Origin of the sequence: Gracilibacillus caseinilyticus, from assembly GCF_022919115.1 — a bacterium.
GTDB lineage: Bacteria > Bacillota > Bacilli > Bacillales > Amphibacillaceae > Gracilibacillus > Gracilibacillus caseinilyticus.
The window spans coordinates 441,858-459,506 of record NZ_CP095072.1 but is presented as its reverse complement, the minus strand read 5'-3'; the positions used below and the strand labels follow the sequence as shown (position 1 = coordinate 459,506).

Sequence of the window (17,649 nt, the reverse complement as noted above, 5' to 3'; positions counted from 1 at the left end):
AAGAATTTTCATAGATTAAGAAGATAACTGTAATTTTATGTTAAAATAAATGAGTATCATGGAAGATATAACAACCAGCTTTATCATGTTAACTAAATCATTTCACAAGGAGGAAAAAGATGAATAACGGAAAAGCGGTTGCTGCTTTAATCTTAGGGATATTATCAATCGTAACGATAATATTCTCAGCGATTGGAATTATTCTTGGTACAATCGGTCTAATACTTGGGATTAAAGGAAATAAAACAGTTGAAACAAGAGGGTAGAAAATTAGCTATTACAGGAATCATTTGTAATAGTATAGGTATTATGATGCCTATTATATTAATCCTTATTTCATTTATCGCATTTATGAATATTTAATTACATACAAACGCAAACTTGAGAACGTTTGAAAAACTACTCTGATCGTTTCTGTAGGAAAAAAGATGTAATATCAGTTTATCAATTATTGGGTATATTAACCAGCTAAAAACACGTATGAGTGAACATTTTGATTTATATACAAAAAGTAAAAAGACACTTCTTTAGGTGTTTTTATTTGCAAATTTAGCCAAAACAATTATGATGTAGGATAGAAGGTTTACGTGATGAGGAGAATGACTATGAAACGAGCACGCATTATCTATAATCCAACTTCTGGCCGCGAAGCGTTCAAAAAAGAACTACCAGAGGTTTTGCGGAGGTTTGAAGAAGCAGGATATGAGACATCAGCCCATTCGACAACATGTGAAGGTGATGCGATAAGTGCTGCTAGAAAAGCAGTGGAACGCCAATTTGACTTGATTATTGCTGCAGGTGGTGACGGAACCATTAATGAAGTAATTCAAGGTATGGCTGAACAGGATAATAGACCCAAATTAGCTATTATTCCAGTTGGGACAACCAATGATTTTGCCCGTGCATTAAGTATTCCACGTGAAATTCTAAAAGCTGTAAATGTAATACTGGAAAATCAGACCCGCAAGCTGGATATCGGAAAAGTGAACGATCACTATTTTATGAATATCGCTGGCGCTGGAAAGTTAACAGAATTAACGTACGATGTCCCTAGTAAATTAAAAACAATGCTTGGACAGCTCGCCTATTACTTGAAAGGCATTGAACTCTTATTGCCTGCTTTAAAACCAACCAAAGTACAAATTGAATATGACGGTAAATGGTTTGATGATGAAATCATGCTTTTTCTTGTGTCCAACAGTAATTCAGTCGGTGGCTTTGAAAAATTGGCGCCAGATGCAAAGATGGATGACGGTTATTTTGATTTAGTGATCCTTCGAAAAACCAACCTGGCTGAGTTTGTTCGAATAGCAAGTCTTGCAACAAGAGGTGCACATTTAGATGACAAGCATATCTTTTATACGAAAGCGAATCGCATCAAGGTGCACACAGAAGAAAAGATGCAGTTAAATATTGATGGCGAGTATGGTGGTCTGTTACCTGGTGAATTCGAAAACCTGTACCAGCACATTGAATTTTTTGTTTCAAAAGAATTTATCGAAAAACAAGATAAAATCGAATCGTAGAATTAAGGTACATTCTGTCGCAGAGTGTACCTTTTTCCATCATAAATATACGATATTTCCCAGGAAATGATGAAATTAGACAATGGATTTCCTAAATGTCGTCTGCTGTGATAAAATTTGGACAGCATAACAAGTAAATCGATTTATTCAAACTAGATATTTATCGAAAGAAGGACGTAGATATAATGGCCAAGCTTGCCCCACCAGTAAAGAAAAATCAAACAATTGAATTACATTTTGAAGATATTACCCATGAAGGTGATGGTGTAGGAAAAATAAACGGCTATCCATTGTTTGTTCCATACGGTCTGCCAGGAGAAACGGCAGAAGTGAAGGTTATCAAGGTGAAGAAGAATTTTGGATTCGGACGTTTAGTAAATGTGACGTCCGAGAGTGAAGATCGTGTCGATCCTCCTTGTAATGTGTATTACAAGTGCGGAGGCTGTCAATTACAGCACATGAGCTATCAGATGCAGCTTGACATGAAACGCAAACAAGTAGAAAGCGCGTTGAGAAAGATTGGGCATATTGAGGGAATACCAATACATGATACGGTTGGTATGGAAGACCCATGGCGCTATCGTAATAAGGTCCAGATTCCCGTTGGAACCAATAACGGGGAATTAATTACTGGTTTTTACCGTAAAAGAAGCCACGACATTATCGATGATATGGATCGCTGTATCATTACGGATGAAGTCAATGACAGGATGGTAGAAGCAGTCCGTTCGATTGCAGATCGTCTCGGCATTCCTGCATATGACGAAGAGAAAAATAGAGGTGTGCTTCGCCATATCATGGTTCGTTCCGGTCAAGAGACGGAGCAAACAATGGTGGTCTTAGTGACACGTACGGAGAAAGTGATGGGCCTGGACACGTTAATTGATGAATTAACGAAAAATTACCCACACATTAAATCAATTATACAGAACATAAATCCGGATCGCACTAATGTTATTCTAGGCAAGAAAACAAAAGTGCTTTGGGGAGAGGAGTATATTTATGATGAGATCGGAGACATCCGTTTTGCGATTTCGGCCAAATCATTTTATCAAGTTAACCCAACGCAAACAAAAAAGCTCTATGACAAAACCTTGGAATATGCTGATTTGAAAGGCCATGAAATCGTCATTGATGCGTATTGTGGTATCGGTACGATTTCATTATTCCTGGCGAAACAGGCGAAGAAAGTATACGGTGTCGAAGTCGTTTCAGAAGCGATCAGTGATGCCAAAGATAATGCAAAATTAAATCATATCGATAATGCAGAATTCTTCGTAGGCCAAGCCGAAAAAGTAATGCCATGGTGGCAGGCACAAGGCTTGAAGCCAGACGTTATTGTAGTAGACCCCCCTCGGAAAGGCTGTGATCAGGCATTGTTAGAAGCGATGCTTGCAATGAAGCCGAAACGGATCGTCTATGTATCCTGTAACCCATCCACATTAGCACGTGATTTACGCGTTTTAGAGGATGGCGGATATGAGACGAAGGAAGTGCAGCCGGTGGATATGTTTCCGCAGACGACACATGTGGAGTCTGTGGCGCAGATTGATTTGAAAGTGTCTAATTAAAAAATAAACTTGCTAGTTAAAATAAACACTTGCTAGTCCGACCCTGGTTTCGTAAAACTAAACATTTGCGATTTCGGGGTTTTTTTCATGTCCATTCCTTGTCTCGTCTTTCTCTTCTTTCCATTATGCAACAAAATGAGAAAACTTTATTTTAACTGTGGAATGGGGCTTGGGGGGGCTGATTTAGGGAAAGTTTATTATTGTTTTACACGGGTAATATTAAGATTCAATCTCCTTTTCAGTATGCCGAGAAGTGCTGACATTTGATGAGACTTTATGAAATTCTGGTGTTGGTCAGGGCATATATAGTGTTGGTTGTTCCGCGTGGGGCACTCTTTCGGACAATATGTGCTCGAAATGAAGTTGAATTGTCCGATTGGATCGTTCGTTGCCCAAAAGTTTTTATGAAACAGAAACAAAAGTTCCTGGCAATCTGCCATGATCAAAGCTTTTTTTGCAGCGAAAGGCGTTTGTACTAAAATCTTGCTGTATTGAAATATAGTGAAAAAACTAATGGAGATGAATGCTATGTAAATACAGCAGATTTCCCGTTCCGTTCGTTTTTTCATAAGCTTATATTTTTGTCCCAGCATCATTTTTTATATTCTTTTAAAAAAATCTTCTCACACCAACCTAACAGGCAATTCTTTCAACCCACGAATAATATAACTCTGACGCCACTCTAAATCTGATAAGTCTGCATCGATTGAGATATTCGGATACTCCTCTAGTAATACACGAAAGGCAATGTCAGCTTCCAGTCGTGCTAAAGGAGCTCCTAAACAGTAGTGGATACCTTTACCAAATGCTAAATGGGGGCTTTTTTCTCTGGTGATATCTAACATATCGGGTGCATCCACCATGTTTTGATCGTGATCAGCAGAAGCGAGTGATACAATAACATGATCCCCTTTGTTCACTTGCTGTCCCATGAATTGAAAGGACTCTCGTGCCCAGCGATCGGTACTGAACTCTACTGGGCCATTGAATCGTAGTAATTCTTCAATGGCCTGAGGAATTAGTGAATGATCCTCTTTTAATAAGGCAAGCTGTTCTGGATGTGTAAGCAGTGCCAGCAGGCCATTTGAAATAAGATTGACCGTTGTTTCATGACCGGCCACAATCAGCAGCATGACGACTCCAAATAATTCGTTTGTCGTCAATTTGCCTTCCTCTTCTTCGACATGAATTAACTCAGATAATAAATCCTCTTGAGGAGATTGTCGCTTAAGTTCAAACAAACGACCTAAATAATTCATGAATTCAGCATTGGATTGCTCATATTTGTCATTCTCATTCACGTCTACCATTACATTTGACCAACGTTGGAAGTCACGCTGATCTTCTGTAGGGACTCCTAATAATTCACAGATCACACGAATCGGGATAGGGAAGGCATATGCTTGAATGAAATCTACTTGCTGCTTATTTCCCATTTTGGAGGATTCTTCACGGGCTATTTCTTCAATTCTTCCTCTTAATCTAGCAATATGCTTTGGTGTAAAGCCACGCTGAACTAACTGTCGCAGCCGACGATGGTCAGGAGGATCGACAAAAAGCATGCTTTGTCCGATAGGAGGCATATTTTCATCTGTAAACTCATCTGGAAAAACGTTTCGGATATCTTTAATAAACCTCTCATCTTTTAGAACTGCTGTGGCAGCTTCGTAAGAAAAAGCCATCCATGAATGAAAGTTTTCATTCGCTATATTAACTTTTGCGAAAGGTTGATGTGGGCGGATGTTCTTGTAGTAATCGTACGGATTTTGATGAAATTCTTTTGAAAAAAGTTTAATTGATTCCATTTAATGCAGTCTCCTTTTTTACACGTTAGGTAAGTATAAAATTTTAGCGTAGAAGTAGTTCGACGTAGTGAAAATTTAAAGGGTACCAAGTATAAGAAAAACTTTGGCACTCGCTATAAGGCGAGGCGAATGGAGTTTTTCTAATATAAAAGATTCTGATGGATAAATATTTCAATTTCCATAAATTACTTTCATTATAGAACAGAATATTAAATAAACCAATAAGTCTATGTATGGTTTATTACATTAATTTTCTTGCTCTGAAAAAATAATGAAAAATCCATCTAGACTAATCTAGATGGATTTTTATTAAATATATTATTCCAAGTCTTAGCGTACACCTTTCATGTAGCCCTGAATTTTCGGCGACATAAGGAATAGGACGATCGCAAGAAGAATTGCGATCCCTCCAATTGCACCGAAATACAGTGTCTCTGTTTCAGGTGTGTAGAATCTTACAATTTGTGCGTTAATAGCTTGCGCAGCTGCGTTGGATAGGAACCATAAACTCATCGTCTGTGCTGAAAATGCCGTAGGTGCTAATTTTGTTGTAGCTGATAGCCCTACTGGCGATAAGCAAAGCTCACCAAGCACGACAACGAAATAACTTAGAACAAGCCATATTGGACTAACTAATGCATCTTCGCCAGTTAATGTTCCCGGTATAAGAATAACCATAAAGGATAAACCGGCAAACAGCAAACCAAGTGAGAATTTCTTTGGAATACTTGGCTGACGATCCCCAAGTTTTACCCAAAGTCCAGCAAATATTGGTGCTAATAGGATAATAAATAATGGGTTTAATGATTGAAACCAAGCTGGAGAAATCGAGAAACCTAAGAATTCCAGATTAGTACGATTATCTGCGTAGTGAGCCAAGATGGTTGCTCCTTGTTCCTGGATAGCCCAGAACATGACAGATGCAATAAATAATGGAATATAAGCAATGATTCTCGAACGCTCTGTTACCGTTGTTTTTGGACTGCGGTACATCACAACGAAATAAATCGTTGGGATCAGAATACCTAAAATACCAACAAGGCCAACAAATGTCTCAATAGTTAGAATGCCCATTGAAATAGTGATAGCAATAATGATAGCTAAAATAACGGCACTTAAGCCTATTCTTGAAAATACTTTTTTCTTTTCCGTCTCTGATAATGGATTTGGAGGGATTGTTCCTGCTAATCCAAGGTTTTTCTTTTTCGTAAACACAAATACTAATAACCCAAAGAACATCCCAACTGCAGCTATACTAAAGCCGAGGTGAAAGTCATGCTTCATACCGACTTCCCCAACAATTAGTGGCGCGATAAGTCCTCCGAAGTTAATCCCCATATAGAAGATACTGAAACCAGCATCACGGCGATTATCACCTTCAGGGTATATGTCTCCAACAACACTTGAAACGTTAGGCTTGAGTAAACCTGTACCGATGACGATTAAGACCATGGAAACAAAGAACATCGATATACTTCCAGGTATAGCTAATGCAATATGACCGAACATAATTAGTATTCCACCATAAAAAACAGCCCTGGATGTACCAAATATCCGGTCTGCAAGCCAGCCGCCGATAATTCCCGACATATATACGAGTGATCCATAAATAGACATAATAGCTAAGGCAGTATTTTCATCTATCCCTAATCCGCCTTTTGATACTTCATAGTACATATAGTATACGAGAATTGCTCGCATTCCATAATAAGAAAATCTTTCCCAAAATTCCGTGAAGAAAAGAGTGAATAAGCCTTTTGGATGCCCAAAGAAGCCTTTTTGGGGTACACTTTCCACAATTTTCTGTTTATTTAAGTCTGACACCTTACAACCTCCTCTGTTCTTTAATATCATATAATCAATTGTTTAGAGTTGTCAAAAAACTGAATTTTTAGAAAATTTAGTCATTTTTTTATCAACGTAATAAAGAGAGCAGGAAGTGTAAATATTTTTGACTAATTGCAAAGTATAAAAGCGAGATTCTTTCATTATATGGGTATATCATTTATCATTCTAGGAGTGATACAGAATTGTATTCTAATTGATAGAAAAATGAAACATTGTGTAAGTTTATGTTTGTTAGAATGTAAGAGAAATAGTTTTTATTTTGCTATAATTTATACTAAAAATTAGGTAATAGGGAGGAACAGGATGACAATGGAAGAACAACTAATTAGTAAATCCTATTATCATACATTTACTGAAGGTATTCAAAATGTGGAGCCAATCAAGGCTTTGAGTGAACTATATATAGCAGAGCAACAAAACGAAATGCCTGATGTATCGTATATACGTTTTGCTCAGGGAGAGGTCTATTATCACTATCAAGATTTTGAGGCGGCCGTTTTCAAATGGGAAAATGTATCGAACGAATTAAAGCCATGGGCTCAGAAGAATATAGCGGATGCCCATGCAAAAATGAATTTACTTGCGATTGCTGAGGACATCTATAATGCGGTGGAAACAGATTCTGAGGTGCTACAGACAGAAGTACTGCTGCAATTATTTTCAGTCTACATACAGCTCGACAACCGCACCAAGGCAGTTGCTGCTATTAAGAAAGCGGTAGATATAAATCCAGACTATCCTGATGTAACTGAAATGGCACGAGTATTCTTCGGAGAACAACAAGATTGGAATAATGCTGTTGCGCTTGCTGTTAATGAGGCAAAGCGAACAGAATCATTATCATGGTTTGCTGTTTTAGAAGAGTATGTAGAACAGGGCCATACTGCAAATATGAATCCAAGCGATTTTAGTGAAGTGTTAATGGTTTTATTTAATATTGATCAGAATCATTTTGAAAGTCTATCACTGGCACTCTGGAATAGTTACAAACAAAATGATTTTTATTTTGCCTGGATGGAAGAGATTAATAATCTTCTGTTAAGCACTGAACCGGGATATTCCTATGTATGGAACAAGCTTTCAAATCAGTTTAAGGAAACATATTCTGAATTAACGAACGGAAACTACTTGATTAAAGAATTTTCTTATTTAGTTCCTAGTCATTTAATAAATTGGATGAAAGTATCTACAGCTTCAGATGCTGCGCTAGTTGCTTCTGCTGTATTAGCCTGGGGTGAAATTAATCCATCTGATTTTGAAGCTGCTGCAGTTGATCATGCAGAGAACCTGTTAAATCAGTCTGCACGTTATCCAAATGCTATTAGTGATAGTGTGAAGCTTTTTGATTCCATTATCAAATGGTCAGTGAATGAAGGGATGACATTGGATAAACGTTTTAAATGGATGGTGGACGAACTAACGAATGTGAATCAATACCATATAATGCTTACAGGGACAGAGGCGAGTGGTCAGTCATCTTTTGTGAATACATTGCTAAACGATGACCTCTCAGACGATGCTACTAATGCTACTGTTCTCTACAAAGATGCGGACAATGCGAAGATCCATGCTATTACGCATGACGAGGAAAGAAGTATAGCGGAACATCACGAATTTAAAGAAGCGACAAATAGTCAGGAAGCCTTTATTTCATGCGAAATACCTGTATCATTTTTAAGTGAAAACAGGCTTACTCTGATTGATGCGCCAGGGCTTACTGATTCAGATATATTCAGAAGTAAGGGCAATCATTATTTACATTTAGCAGACAGTCTGCTGTTTGTGTTGAATGGGGATTCGAATCTTACCAGTCAAGAGCTTGATAAGGCAGTAAAAATGAAAGATCAGGCACCTGATATACCTATTCATTTTCTATTATGTGAAATGGACCGAAATACCAATAGTAAAGAAGCGGTAGAACGGACTGAAAAAATCATTGCCAGAATTCAAGCTTATTTTCCAAATGCGAGAACGTTTATTTTTTCCGCAAATGATAATAAGAAAACACAAGTGGACGAATTTTCCGCTTTTGTAAGTTCGATAAAGAGTGGCCATAGATTGGAAGAGGAGCGTACAGCTAAGATTCTCTATTATATTAAAAGATCCATTGAATTCTTACTTGTTAAACGGGAAGAAGTAGAAAATTTATTAATGGATAATATCACATGGAATGAAGAGAAGGTCACTAAATTGAAAGGCACCAAAAATCAGTTAGCTGATATAGAAGATAATTCAGTACAAAGCATTAAATCTTCATATAGTACTATTATTCAGAAATGGAGACAGAATTTGATGAAGGAGCTTCCGGTATTGATACAACAAAGTGCTGAAGTCATTAAGGATGACAGTGACCTTGGAAGCATTCATACGGAGCTTAACGACACAATCAATAAGCGAATTAATCAATATATAGAAGACGAGGTTTTACCAGATTTATATAGGGAACTTCAAGAATGGATCACAGATAGCGAGAGAGAACTCGATGAAAGCCGGACGTATTTGAGTGAAATGAGTGAGAGTTTTAATGAGCTATTTGGTGAAGATAAGATATATTTCGAATGCGACAGGAGGGTACTCGATGATTGGCATCGCGACATAGATCGGATGACAAGGAAAAACATCCAGTTGACGAATGCAACTTTCATCACCAACCTTAACATTTCACCGTTTTTATGGAAGAGTGCTGGAAAGCTTGTCGGTGCATTAGCAAAAAATAAAGAAGCAATCCATCACAAATATAAACAGTATGTCGAAGGGAAAGATTACAGCAAAACTGTCGAAGGCATTATGGATGAATTTCTGCAGCAATTCGAAATATTTGGAAAATCACTCGAACGCGACATTAACATGTTCTTTACGGATTCGTATAAAGAATTAAATGAAACCTTATCAGAAACCTATGATGAGATAGAAGAAAACAAAAGTTCCCTAAGCGAAATGCGAGAGAGACCTGAGCTATACCTGAATCCAATCACCTTGTTCGAAATGAAGCTTCGTCAATATGAATGGATAACTGCTGCAGATCAACGGATTTATGAGAATCAATGATTGATCGTTATGAGGAAATGTAGCTAGGTTGAAACGACTCTGAATTCAATTTACGAATTCAGAGTCGTTTTTTCTTTGAGCAAAGGCGAATCACATAAAGTTTTACTTATGATTGAGATAGGTATTTATAATATGGATTATGTCTAGCAGAGGTTATTTTGAAATGTTTATAGTTGTATGATACCGCTCCGACCAACCACTTCGCGTCCTGCGGGGCACGGCTGAAGCTAACTTTGTGAAGGAAGGCACGTCACAAAGTGGATCTTCAGCACCTGCACGTCCCGCGGGAGTCTACGTGGTTGGTCTACGCTAAGATAAGAATTCTACAACTTTTGTACGAGTTAGCATATTGACTGTATGCATATATAACAACATTTGAATGAATAACATAATGCTTAGCACCAATGCTTTTAGCTATTCCATACGTTGTAGCACTTCCTTAAGCGCAGGAAATATGCGGAGTGGGATCAGAGCGAGCTTCACAGGGCGCGGAGGATATTTCCGGATCTTTGCTGAGCAGATAAAACATGTCAAAATTACCACTTTGACATACAGTCCCACTTTACATAATCCATATTAAAGGAAGTTAGATTGATTAGAAAATTTTATTTTTTTACAGCATGAATGTAGTGAATGGTTTCGAATGCAGACAAATAATCTGTACGATTTTGAAAGAATTGATCATGAATCGTAGCAGGAGATGAATGTTCATAAATCAGTAAGCTAGCACTTTCTAACATTTTTTCCATTTCACTAAAAGTAAAACAAGATTTCATGGGTTCGCCGCTAGCTGAAGCCATTTGAATCATATTCTCAACTCGATTAGATAAACCTTTTTCTTCAAATAGATTGTCGTCAGCATAATCAAATACGATAGAACTTCTTGAAGGAACTTCGGCAAACAATTTATTAATAAGGTTAGCAATTTCTTCTTTTGACAAATAGTACGTAACACCTAAAAGGCTGAAGAAAGTTTTTTTGTTTGGCATCAAATTTTCTTCAATAAGCTTACTAACCTCTTTGGTGAAATCCATTGATACGAAATGAAGGTTATCCGGAATTTGATAATTAGCATTTGCTAATCTTTTCTTTTTAAAGTCTTGGGTGGCTGGATAGTCAACTTCAATAATATCTAAGCTGTCACCTAATTCGGGGTGTCGGAAACAGAATGAATCTAATCCAGCGCCCAGAATAACGTACTGTTTAACGCCAAGTGTTATTTCTTTTAATAGTACATATTCACAATAGGCACTACGCGCTAACGGAGTTGGAGAAAGCTGCACTTGTGTAATCCATTTTAATATTTCATCCGGGTGATCCTGATATTTCTTTGCGATTTCTTGATTGAAAAATGAAATGCCGTTTGTCATGTTTTCGCGTATATCTGTAAATTCTTCTTCCGTTATTAAATCTTTGGCAATAAAATCATCGAAAATCTTAGGGTTGTCATCATATTTACTGTGGTAGGCTCGACCAAAAGCCGATATTAAAGAAGTTAAACTTGATTCATTTTTCTTCATACTTTGCTCCTCCTATATGACAAAAAAATAAGATTCCCCTGGCCAGGAGAATCTTATTATACGATACAATCATTTAATTGTAAATTATAGCATAAATAACTTTTTTTGTCAAATTGTTGATCTCGTTTTAACTGATCGTTATGTGGTAATGCAGACTTTCGGACTGGGATGGTACAGCTTGCAAAGCAGGAGGTGATCTTTTGTAAGTCAGGATATGATTGTATAATTTTCAAATGCAAAGTAGGGAGCTGTTATTTCACGGCCACAATAAACGATGTCCCCTATGCTTACCGTTACGCTGATATTGAACCCTGATGTGTTTTCGTTCTGGATCCCCTTGCCAGAATTCAACTTCGTACGCAGCGACTTTGTACAACTACCAATTAGCGCTTACGGTATCGGTACTTCTTTTATTAATTCATTCGTTTTCAATAAAGCATCATTTAACATCTGACGTTGCAGCATTTCCTTACTCTGATGTCCAATCAAAGCTAGAGCACTTGCCTCACTCAACCTTTCCAGGAAATCTTCTGAACCTGCCTCTGCAGACATTTCTGATGCTACACCACGTATCCGAATTTGTCTGCCGATTTCCGACTAATAAAATGTTAAGGCGACTTTTGGGTTTATTCTCAGTTGTTCCCCTTTTTTGCTTGTGGATGACGTTGCAAAATATCATTTATTATTGGCCACATCTCTTAGTATCAATATTCTGGCGTCAGGTGCCCCTTTTTCGTCAACGGTAGACAATGTCATCGCATGAGGTTCATGAACTCCTTTTTCAATCGCAGTGATCAACCAATCTGTGAACAAATCTGAAGGCGATTCTGGTATATTTTTTGTATGAAAATCCGGAAAAGGACCAGTTAATGATTTTAAATCTCATATATCTTCTTTGTTTGTTTCATGAATCATTACCACCTTTAAATAGTCTTTTCTTATTCAAAGATAACGGACAGTATTTAATAAATTCATATATTTGATTTTTTAACGATTAACATGCTACTTGCCTTAGTATGAAAACACATTTTCGCTAGGTTTAATATATTTGACTAGGACAAACTCTTGTTAACAACATACTGTATAGTAGTTGGTTAAAAAGGGGGGAAAACTTATGGGATGCTGTAATAATTCTCGAAATAACGGAAGAAACAATAATGTTTCTCCGATTCAAGAGAAAATGATTGTACATCCTACTCAGCGAGTAAGGAATGTTACAACGAATCGCAGTGTTGTCAGAAATGTTTATCCAACTGAAGTAGTAAATGTAAATAGAAATGTAGTCAGAAGCGAAAATTATTATCCAGTTTCGAATTCTGATGTGAATGAGACAGTTGTGGAGCAATATGATTGTGGTAGTGATATGAATTCACCAAACTGTCAACGTGTTAGCCCTGCAAGTACAAATAATGGCAATAGTAATAACAATGGCAGTCGCGGTCGCAGTAGAAAGAAATGTCATCGTAATGATGGATGGAGCTGGATTTAACATGAAAAAAGCACCTCTCGCAGGTGCTTTTTCATTATATACGTTGAGCAATTATATGAATAAAGGTCGAAAGATAATTCAAGCAGCCCAAAGCAGCCAGTGAATGTATCTTATGGATTGTAAGGATTACATAATCGTCCGCAAATGTGATTCACTATTAACAATAGGGTGAATAAGGGTACAATAAAATGCCCTCGCATTAAATGCGGGGCTTTTGTCTGATGAATGATAAAAGAGGGTGGGCGATACAAGAACTGTCTTTATGAATCATCACGATCAAACCACAAAAGCTCTTTATCATCAACGTCGCCATTATAATTAATCAGGATTTCTTCTCCTGCCTTTATGTCGCGGTAGGCAAAGAAATTAAAGGTGTGATTTTCAAAGCTGATTTCGTACGTAGCGTTTGGTTCATAGGAATGGTTAAATAGCATGCCATAGCCCAGTAAAATTGCCGAATGATGAAGTCCATATTCAAAAGCATAATCAGCTAACAACGTTTTTTCAATATGTTGATGTTCTTCATTTCTATAGGCAAGAACAGGAGCTTCGTGCAACAACTGTCCCTTTTTTATGTTTTGTGTAGCAAAGACACCTCTAGTGTAGTCTCCATCACTTAGAGGAGAGGATTTGATTTCGATCATAATTTTTCCCGCCTGTCTGTTAAGTTTATTGTGTAATTCATCTACTATAACATAATTCATACAAAAGTTCCTATCTATAAAAAATGAATATGCGTTCGATTGAATTGTGATATAATGGAAAAAGGATAATGTTCTTTTAGGGAAGGTCGGCTAATCTCCTGACAAAAGAGGGGGTGACGCTTTTGAATATGTATGAAAGTTTTATGGTACTATTTTCTTTTGGTACCTTCTTGATTGCATTACTTGCTTTGATTGTATCTATAATCAAGCGGAAATAGACCTCCCTATTAAACCGATAAGTGAGCAGGTGAGGTCTATTCAGTCGATAGCAGATCTCCACTTATGGAACCGCTTATCCGGAACTCGCAGTAGCCGCTGCGAGTTTTTTATTATATGCATTTCCTTAATGTATTATAACAATAACAATTGGAATTGTACATTGATATCATAAATAAGCCTTTCATCTATATTTTATACCATTTATTGGGTGATTTCATCTATTTTTCTTTCCTGGGTGTTAATTAATTTTACAAATTTTACTTGCTATTCAAATAAATATCTGTTATTATAAAGGAGAATTATTTTTGTTCGGTTCGGTACAGAGGAAGTTAACCTTTTATCTTTATTGAGCATTAATAGTATTAAACAGTGGAATGATGATCCACGCAGGAGGAAACAAATATGCAACAAGGTACAGTTAAATGGTTCAATGCGGATAAAGGTTTCGGTTTTATCGAAGTAGAAGGTGGAGACGATCTATTCGTACACTTCTCAGCTATCCAGGGTGAAGGATTTAAAACATTAGAAGAAGGTCAAGCAGTTTCTTTTGATGTAGAAGATGGTCAACGCGGACCACAAGCAACTAACGTTCAAAAAGGTTAATGATTAAAGGACTCTTTAAGCGGAGTCCTTTTTCTTTTTAGATTAAAAAATCCATAGTAACGGATGAAGGAGGATAAAAATGAGGAAAGTTATCTTAAATTTAGCTATCAGTCTTGATGGAAGAATTGTAGATGAAAACAATAAGTTCGACTGGATTCATGGAGATGGCGATCATTCCAATGATACAGATAAGCAGTTTGACTTCTCAGCATTTTTAGCTTCATGCGATACAATGATTTTGGGTAAGACAGCATATGATGACCTTCCGCCTGAAGCGATGAAGGAATTTGCAGACAAAAAAATATTCGTACTATCACATTCCACAGCACAACCTAAAGAAGAAAATGTAGAGTTCTATACAGGTGACCTGACTGCTCTTGTCAGCTTTTTGAAAGAAGAAGACGGGGCTAATATATGGGTTTTTGGTGGCGCGAGTGTCTGTAACATATTAATGAAAGCAGATGTTATTGAAGAATATGTTATTGGGATTATACCGATGATTGTTGGTAAAGGAACGAGATTATTTGCCGATGATAATCCAATGCTTTCATTAAAAATGGAAGAAAGTACTGTAACAGAAGGAATAGCGATGCTTGTTTATTCGAGAAACATTTAGTTGATCGAGCATATTTTTTCATCAACCAGGTAAACATAAAAGCGAAAAATATGCTAAAACGGAGGTTTCTTACATGGTTAAAGACTCTTACGCACCAAAGAAAAAAATTCGCGGTGAAGGCAAAAAGCCAGCTGAACAACGAAGAGGCAAAGCGAAATCGTCTGCTCGAAACACGGATAACTAGTTACGTACGGTGACGTTTAGGAGGAAGCCAGTGATAGGCTTCCTTTTTATTCGTTTAAATAATGGAAACAAATTCATAATGAAAGGATAGAGATTTGTATTCATTATTGATAAACGATACAAATCTGGTTTGCAACAGGTGAGATTTGTATTCATTACCTAATAAACGATACTATCATGCATAAGAAGAACCATGTTTTGTATCCATCCAGCCTAAACGATACAAATCCAGGACATGAATAGCTTTGATTTGTATCGATTAAGCACCGAATAAATGATATGCTTACGTTAATAAAGTAAATTAAAGATAAATGAGGTTAGCAAATGGAAAATAGTACTTTTCAACAATTCTCCTTAAGTAATGAAATAGAAAAAGCGTTGGACGTATTAAAATATACAGAGCCTACTGACGTTCAAAATGAAGTAATTCCACGTGCACTGGAAAATCAGGATCTAATCGTCCATTCCCAAACAGGCAGTGGAAAAACAGCTGCTTTTGCTATTCCGATCTGTGAAAAAGTTGCTTGGGAAGATAATAGTCCGCAAGCATTAGTGTTAGCTCCTACGAGAGAACTGGCTGCTCAAGTTCGTGAAGACATTACCAATATTGGCAGATTCAAACGGATTAAAGCATTGGCGTTGTATGGCAGGGAGCCTTTTACTTTTCAAAAGGAAGAATTGAAGCAAAAAACACATGTGGTAGTAGGAACGCCAGGACGTATAATGGACCATATTCGTCAAGGTACGTTGCAGCTCGATCAGGTAAAATATCTAGTCATCGATGAAGCAGATGAAATGTTAAAGATGGGATTTATTGATGAAGTAGAGGCAATTATCCAACAAGTACCTTCTGAGCGCGTCACGATGTTATACTCGGCTACAATACCACAAGCAATCGAGCAACTCTGTGAGCAATATATGGATAATCCGTCGAAAATAAAAATTAAAACAGAAATGACAACGAAAATGATTCAGCATGATCTGTATGAAGTGAAACAATCAGAGAAACTGTCACTGCTAAAAGACGTTACAACTGTTGAGAATCCTGATAGTTGTATCATTTTTTGTAACACGCAGGAGCATGTAGATGAAGTGAGTACAGAACTGCAAGAATCTGGATACACGTGTGAACAGATTCATGGAGGCTTGGAGCAAGATCGGCGTTTCTCTGTGATGGAGGGCTTTAAAACGGGTCAGTTTCGCTATCTTGTGGCAACAGATGTAGCAGCAAGAGGAATTGATGTCGATAACGTATCACTTGTTATTAATTTTGATGTGCCAATCAAAAAAGACAGCTACGTACATCGGACAGGCAGAACCGGCCGTGCAGGTAAACAAGGACAAGCAATAACTTTTGCGGATAGATATGAGGAAAAATATGTCGCAAGCATTGAACGTTATATCGGTTTTGTGATTGAAAGAAAAGAAGCCCCGTCAACAAAAGAAGTGAGCGAATTAAAGCCGGCATTTATGGAAAAAATGGCTGCACCACGTATTGTGAAAAATAATAAAACAGCAAGAATCAACCAGGATATTATGAAACTGCACTTTAATGGTGGTAAAAAGAAAAAAATACGTGCCATGGACCTTGTAGGTACGATATCCAACATCCCAAATGTAACGGCTGATGATATCGGCATTATTACAATCAAAGACAATTGGTCTTATGTGGATATTTTGAATGGTAAAGGTTCATTAGTGCTGGAAGCTATGGAGCATACGACGGTGAAAGGGAAGAAATTGAAAGTGAGTAAAGCGGTGAAATAATGTTACGAAAATGCATGTCATAATTGTTAAGAGATGAACTATTTTTGTGGTTCATCTTTTTTTGTATCCCGCGGATGGTAATTTATGTTAAAATTATTGTGATTAATTGTGTAAGGAGCTTGGTGAAAAAATAGTAAAGGTTTCCCTATTTGTTTTCGTTGCATTATTGCTATTAGGGATAGTAGTTTGGGGAGTTGCGCGAAATAGAAATATAAACGAAGGTAAGCACTGAGGGTGGCGTTCTTTCTTGGGAGTGTTTAAATAAATGTACCCTGACTCATAAGGTGATTTACAGATTTGAGAGGATGTAACGTAATGTCAAGAGGACTAATTCACCATAATGAACTATATGTATCCGATTTAAAAAGTTCCCTTACCTTTTGGGGCTGGTTTTTAGAGGAATTAGGATATGAATCATTCCAATCGTGGGATAGTGGACACAGTTGGAAAATGGGAGGGACCTATATTGTTTTTGTGCAAGCAGAAGAAAGGTTTATGGACATTTCCTATCATAGATGCCGAGTAGGTCTAAACCATTTAGCATTCCACGCAAGTTCCCGTCAACATGTAGATGACATGACAAGACAGCTGGAACAAAAAGGTTTGAAAATCCTTTACACAGATAAGCATCCCTTTGCAGGTGGAAATGATCATTACGCCGTTTATTTCGAGGATCCAGACAGAATAAAGGTCGAATTGGTAGCACCTTGACCATGTGCAATTCAGAGATAGAGTAAATGAAATTATCAA

Annotated in this window: 16 protein-coding genes; 10 read left to right on the top strand and 6 right to left on the bottom strand. The window is 37.2% G+C overall.

Going from position 1 to position 17,649, the window contains the following annotated elements; all coding sequences use genetic code 11:
* Positions 1 to 119: 119 nt before the first annotated feature.
* From MUN88_RS02150 to rlmD, 3 genes are all read left to right on the top strand, one after another.
* The gene (locus tag MUN88_RS02150; protein WP_244720285.1) at positions 120 to 266 is read left to right on the top strand and encodes a hypothetical protein; all 147 of its coding nucleotides are present in this window, start codon (positions 120 to 122) and stop codon (positions 264 to 266) included.
* Between the two features lie 339 nt (positions 267 to 605).
* Positions 606 to 1,526, top strand: coding sequence for a diacylglycerol kinase (locus MUN88_RS02145; RefSeq protein ID WP_244720282.1), 921 nt, complete (start codon positions 606 to 608; stop codon positions 1,524 to 1,526).
* Positions 1,527 to 1,711: 185 nt separating this feature from the next.
* A complete protein-coding gene (rlmD, locus tag MUN88_RS02140; protein WP_244720279.1) occupies positions 1,712 to 3,097 on the top strand; it encodes a 23S rRNA (uracil(1939)-C(5))-methyltransferase RlmD in 1,386 nt (461 codons plus the stop codon).
* Between the two features lie 623 nt (positions 3,098 to 3,720).
* Here the strand turns inward: rlmD and MUN88_RS02135 are convergent.
* Entirely contained in the window at positions 3,721 to 4,902 is a 1,182-nt protein-coding gene (locus tag MUN88_RS02135; protein ID WP_244720276.1) for a cytochrome P450 family protein, read from the bottom strand.
* A 330-nt stretch (positions 4,903 to 5,232) separates the two neighbouring features.
* Positions 5,233 to 6,756, bottom strand: coding sequence for a peptide MFS transporter (locus MUN88_RS02130; protein WP_369809931.1), 1,524 nt, complete (start codon positions 6,754 to 6,756; stop codon positions 5,233 to 5,235).
* 297 nt (positions 6,757 to 7,053) lie between these two features.
* On the opposite strand from MUN88_RS02130, the gene MUN88_RS02125 reads away from it, so the two are divergent.
* On the top strand, positions 7,054 to 9,798 hold the full coding sequence (locus MUN88_RS02125; protein WP_244720271.1) for a GTPase domain-containing protein: 2,745 nt from the start codon (positions 7,054 to 7,056) through the stop codon (positions 9,796 to 9,798).
* Positions 9,799 to 10,403: 605 nt separating this feature from the next.
* Here the strand turns inward: MUN88_RS02125 and MUN88_RS02120 are convergent.
* From MUN88_RS02120 to MUN88_RS02110, 3 genes are all read right to left on the bottom strand, one after another.
* Positions 10,404 to 11,318, bottom strand: a complete 915-nt coding sequence (locus MUN88_RS02120) for a class I SAM-dependent methyltransferase (protein ID WP_244720268.1) — start codon at positions 11,316 to 11,318, stop codon at positions 10,404 to 10,406.
* Positions 11,319 to 11,574: 256 nt separating this feature from the next.
* Positions 11,575 to 11,694, bottom strand: coding sequence for a pyridoxine 5'-phosphate oxidase C-terminal domain-containing protein (locus MUN88_RS02115; protein WP_244720266.1), 120 nt, complete (start codon positions 11,692 to 11,694; stop codon positions 11,575 to 11,577).
* Positions 11,695 to 11,708: 14 nt separating this feature from the next.
* A complete protein-coding gene (locus MUN88_RS02110) occupies positions 11,709 to 11,870 on the bottom strand; it encodes a hypothetical protein (RefSeq protein ID WP_244720264.1) in 162 nt (53 codons plus the stop codon).
* Between the two features lie 562 nt (positions 11,871 to 12,432).
* Here MUN88_RS02110 and MUN88_RS02100 point away from each other — a divergent pair.
* Complete coding sequence (locus MUN88_RS02100; RefSeq protein ID WP_244720262.1) at positions 12,433 to 12,807, top strand: CotD family spore coat protein; 375 nt, start codon at positions 12,433 to 12,435, stop codon at positions 12,805 to 12,807.
* Positions 12,808 to 13,067: 260 nt separating this feature from the next.
* On the opposite strand, the gene MUN88_RS02095 is transcribed toward MUN88_RS02100, so the two are convergent.
* The gene (locus tag MUN88_RS02095; RefSeq protein ID WP_244724290.1) at positions 13,068 to 13,451 is read right to left on the bottom strand and encodes an SET domain-containing protein; all 384 of its coding nucleotides are present in this window, start codon (positions 13,449 to 13,451) and stop codon (positions 13,068 to 13,070) included.
* Between the two features lie 188 nt (positions 13,452 to 13,639).
* On the opposite strand from MUN88_RS02095, the gene MUN88_RS02090 reads away from it, so the two are divergent.
* The 5 genes from MUN88_RS02090 (at position 13,640) to MUN88_RS02070 (ending at position 17,610) form a co-directional block, all read left to right on the top strand.
* The gene (locus MUN88_RS02090) at positions 13,640 to 13,729 is read left to right on the top strand and encodes a putative holin-like toxin (protein WP_369809973.1); all 90 of its coding nucleotides are present in this window, start codon (positions 13,640 to 13,642) and stop codon (positions 13,727 to 13,729) included.
* A gap of 403 nt (positions 13,730 to 14,132) precedes the next feature.
* Positions 14,133 to 14,333: a cold-shock protein gene (locus tag MUN88_RS02085; protein WP_244720260.1), complete on the top strand. Its 201-nt coding sequence runs from the start codon at positions 14,133 to 14,135 to the stop codon at positions 14,331 to 14,333.
* A gap of 79 nt (positions 14,334 to 14,412) precedes the next feature.
* Positions 14,413 to 14,949, top strand: a complete 537-nt coding sequence (locus tag MUN88_RS02080) for a dihydrofolate reductase family protein (protein WP_244720258.1) — start codon at positions 14,413 to 14,415, stop codon at positions 14,947 to 14,949.
* Between the two features lie 507 nt (positions 14,950 to 15,456).
* Positions 15,457 to 16,899: a DEAD/DEAH box helicase gene (locus MUN88_RS02075; RefSeq protein WP_244720256.1), complete on the top strand. Its 1,443-nt coding sequence runs from the start codon at positions 15,457 to 15,459 to the stop codon at positions 16,897 to 16,899.
* Positions 16,900 to 17,214: 315 nt separating this feature from the next.
* Positions 17,215 to 17,610, top strand: coding sequence for a VOC family protein (locus MUN88_RS02070; protein WP_244720254.1), 396 nt, complete (start codon positions 17,215 to 17,217; stop codon positions 17,608 to 17,610).
* Positions 17,611 to 17,649: the final 39 nt, after the last annotated feature.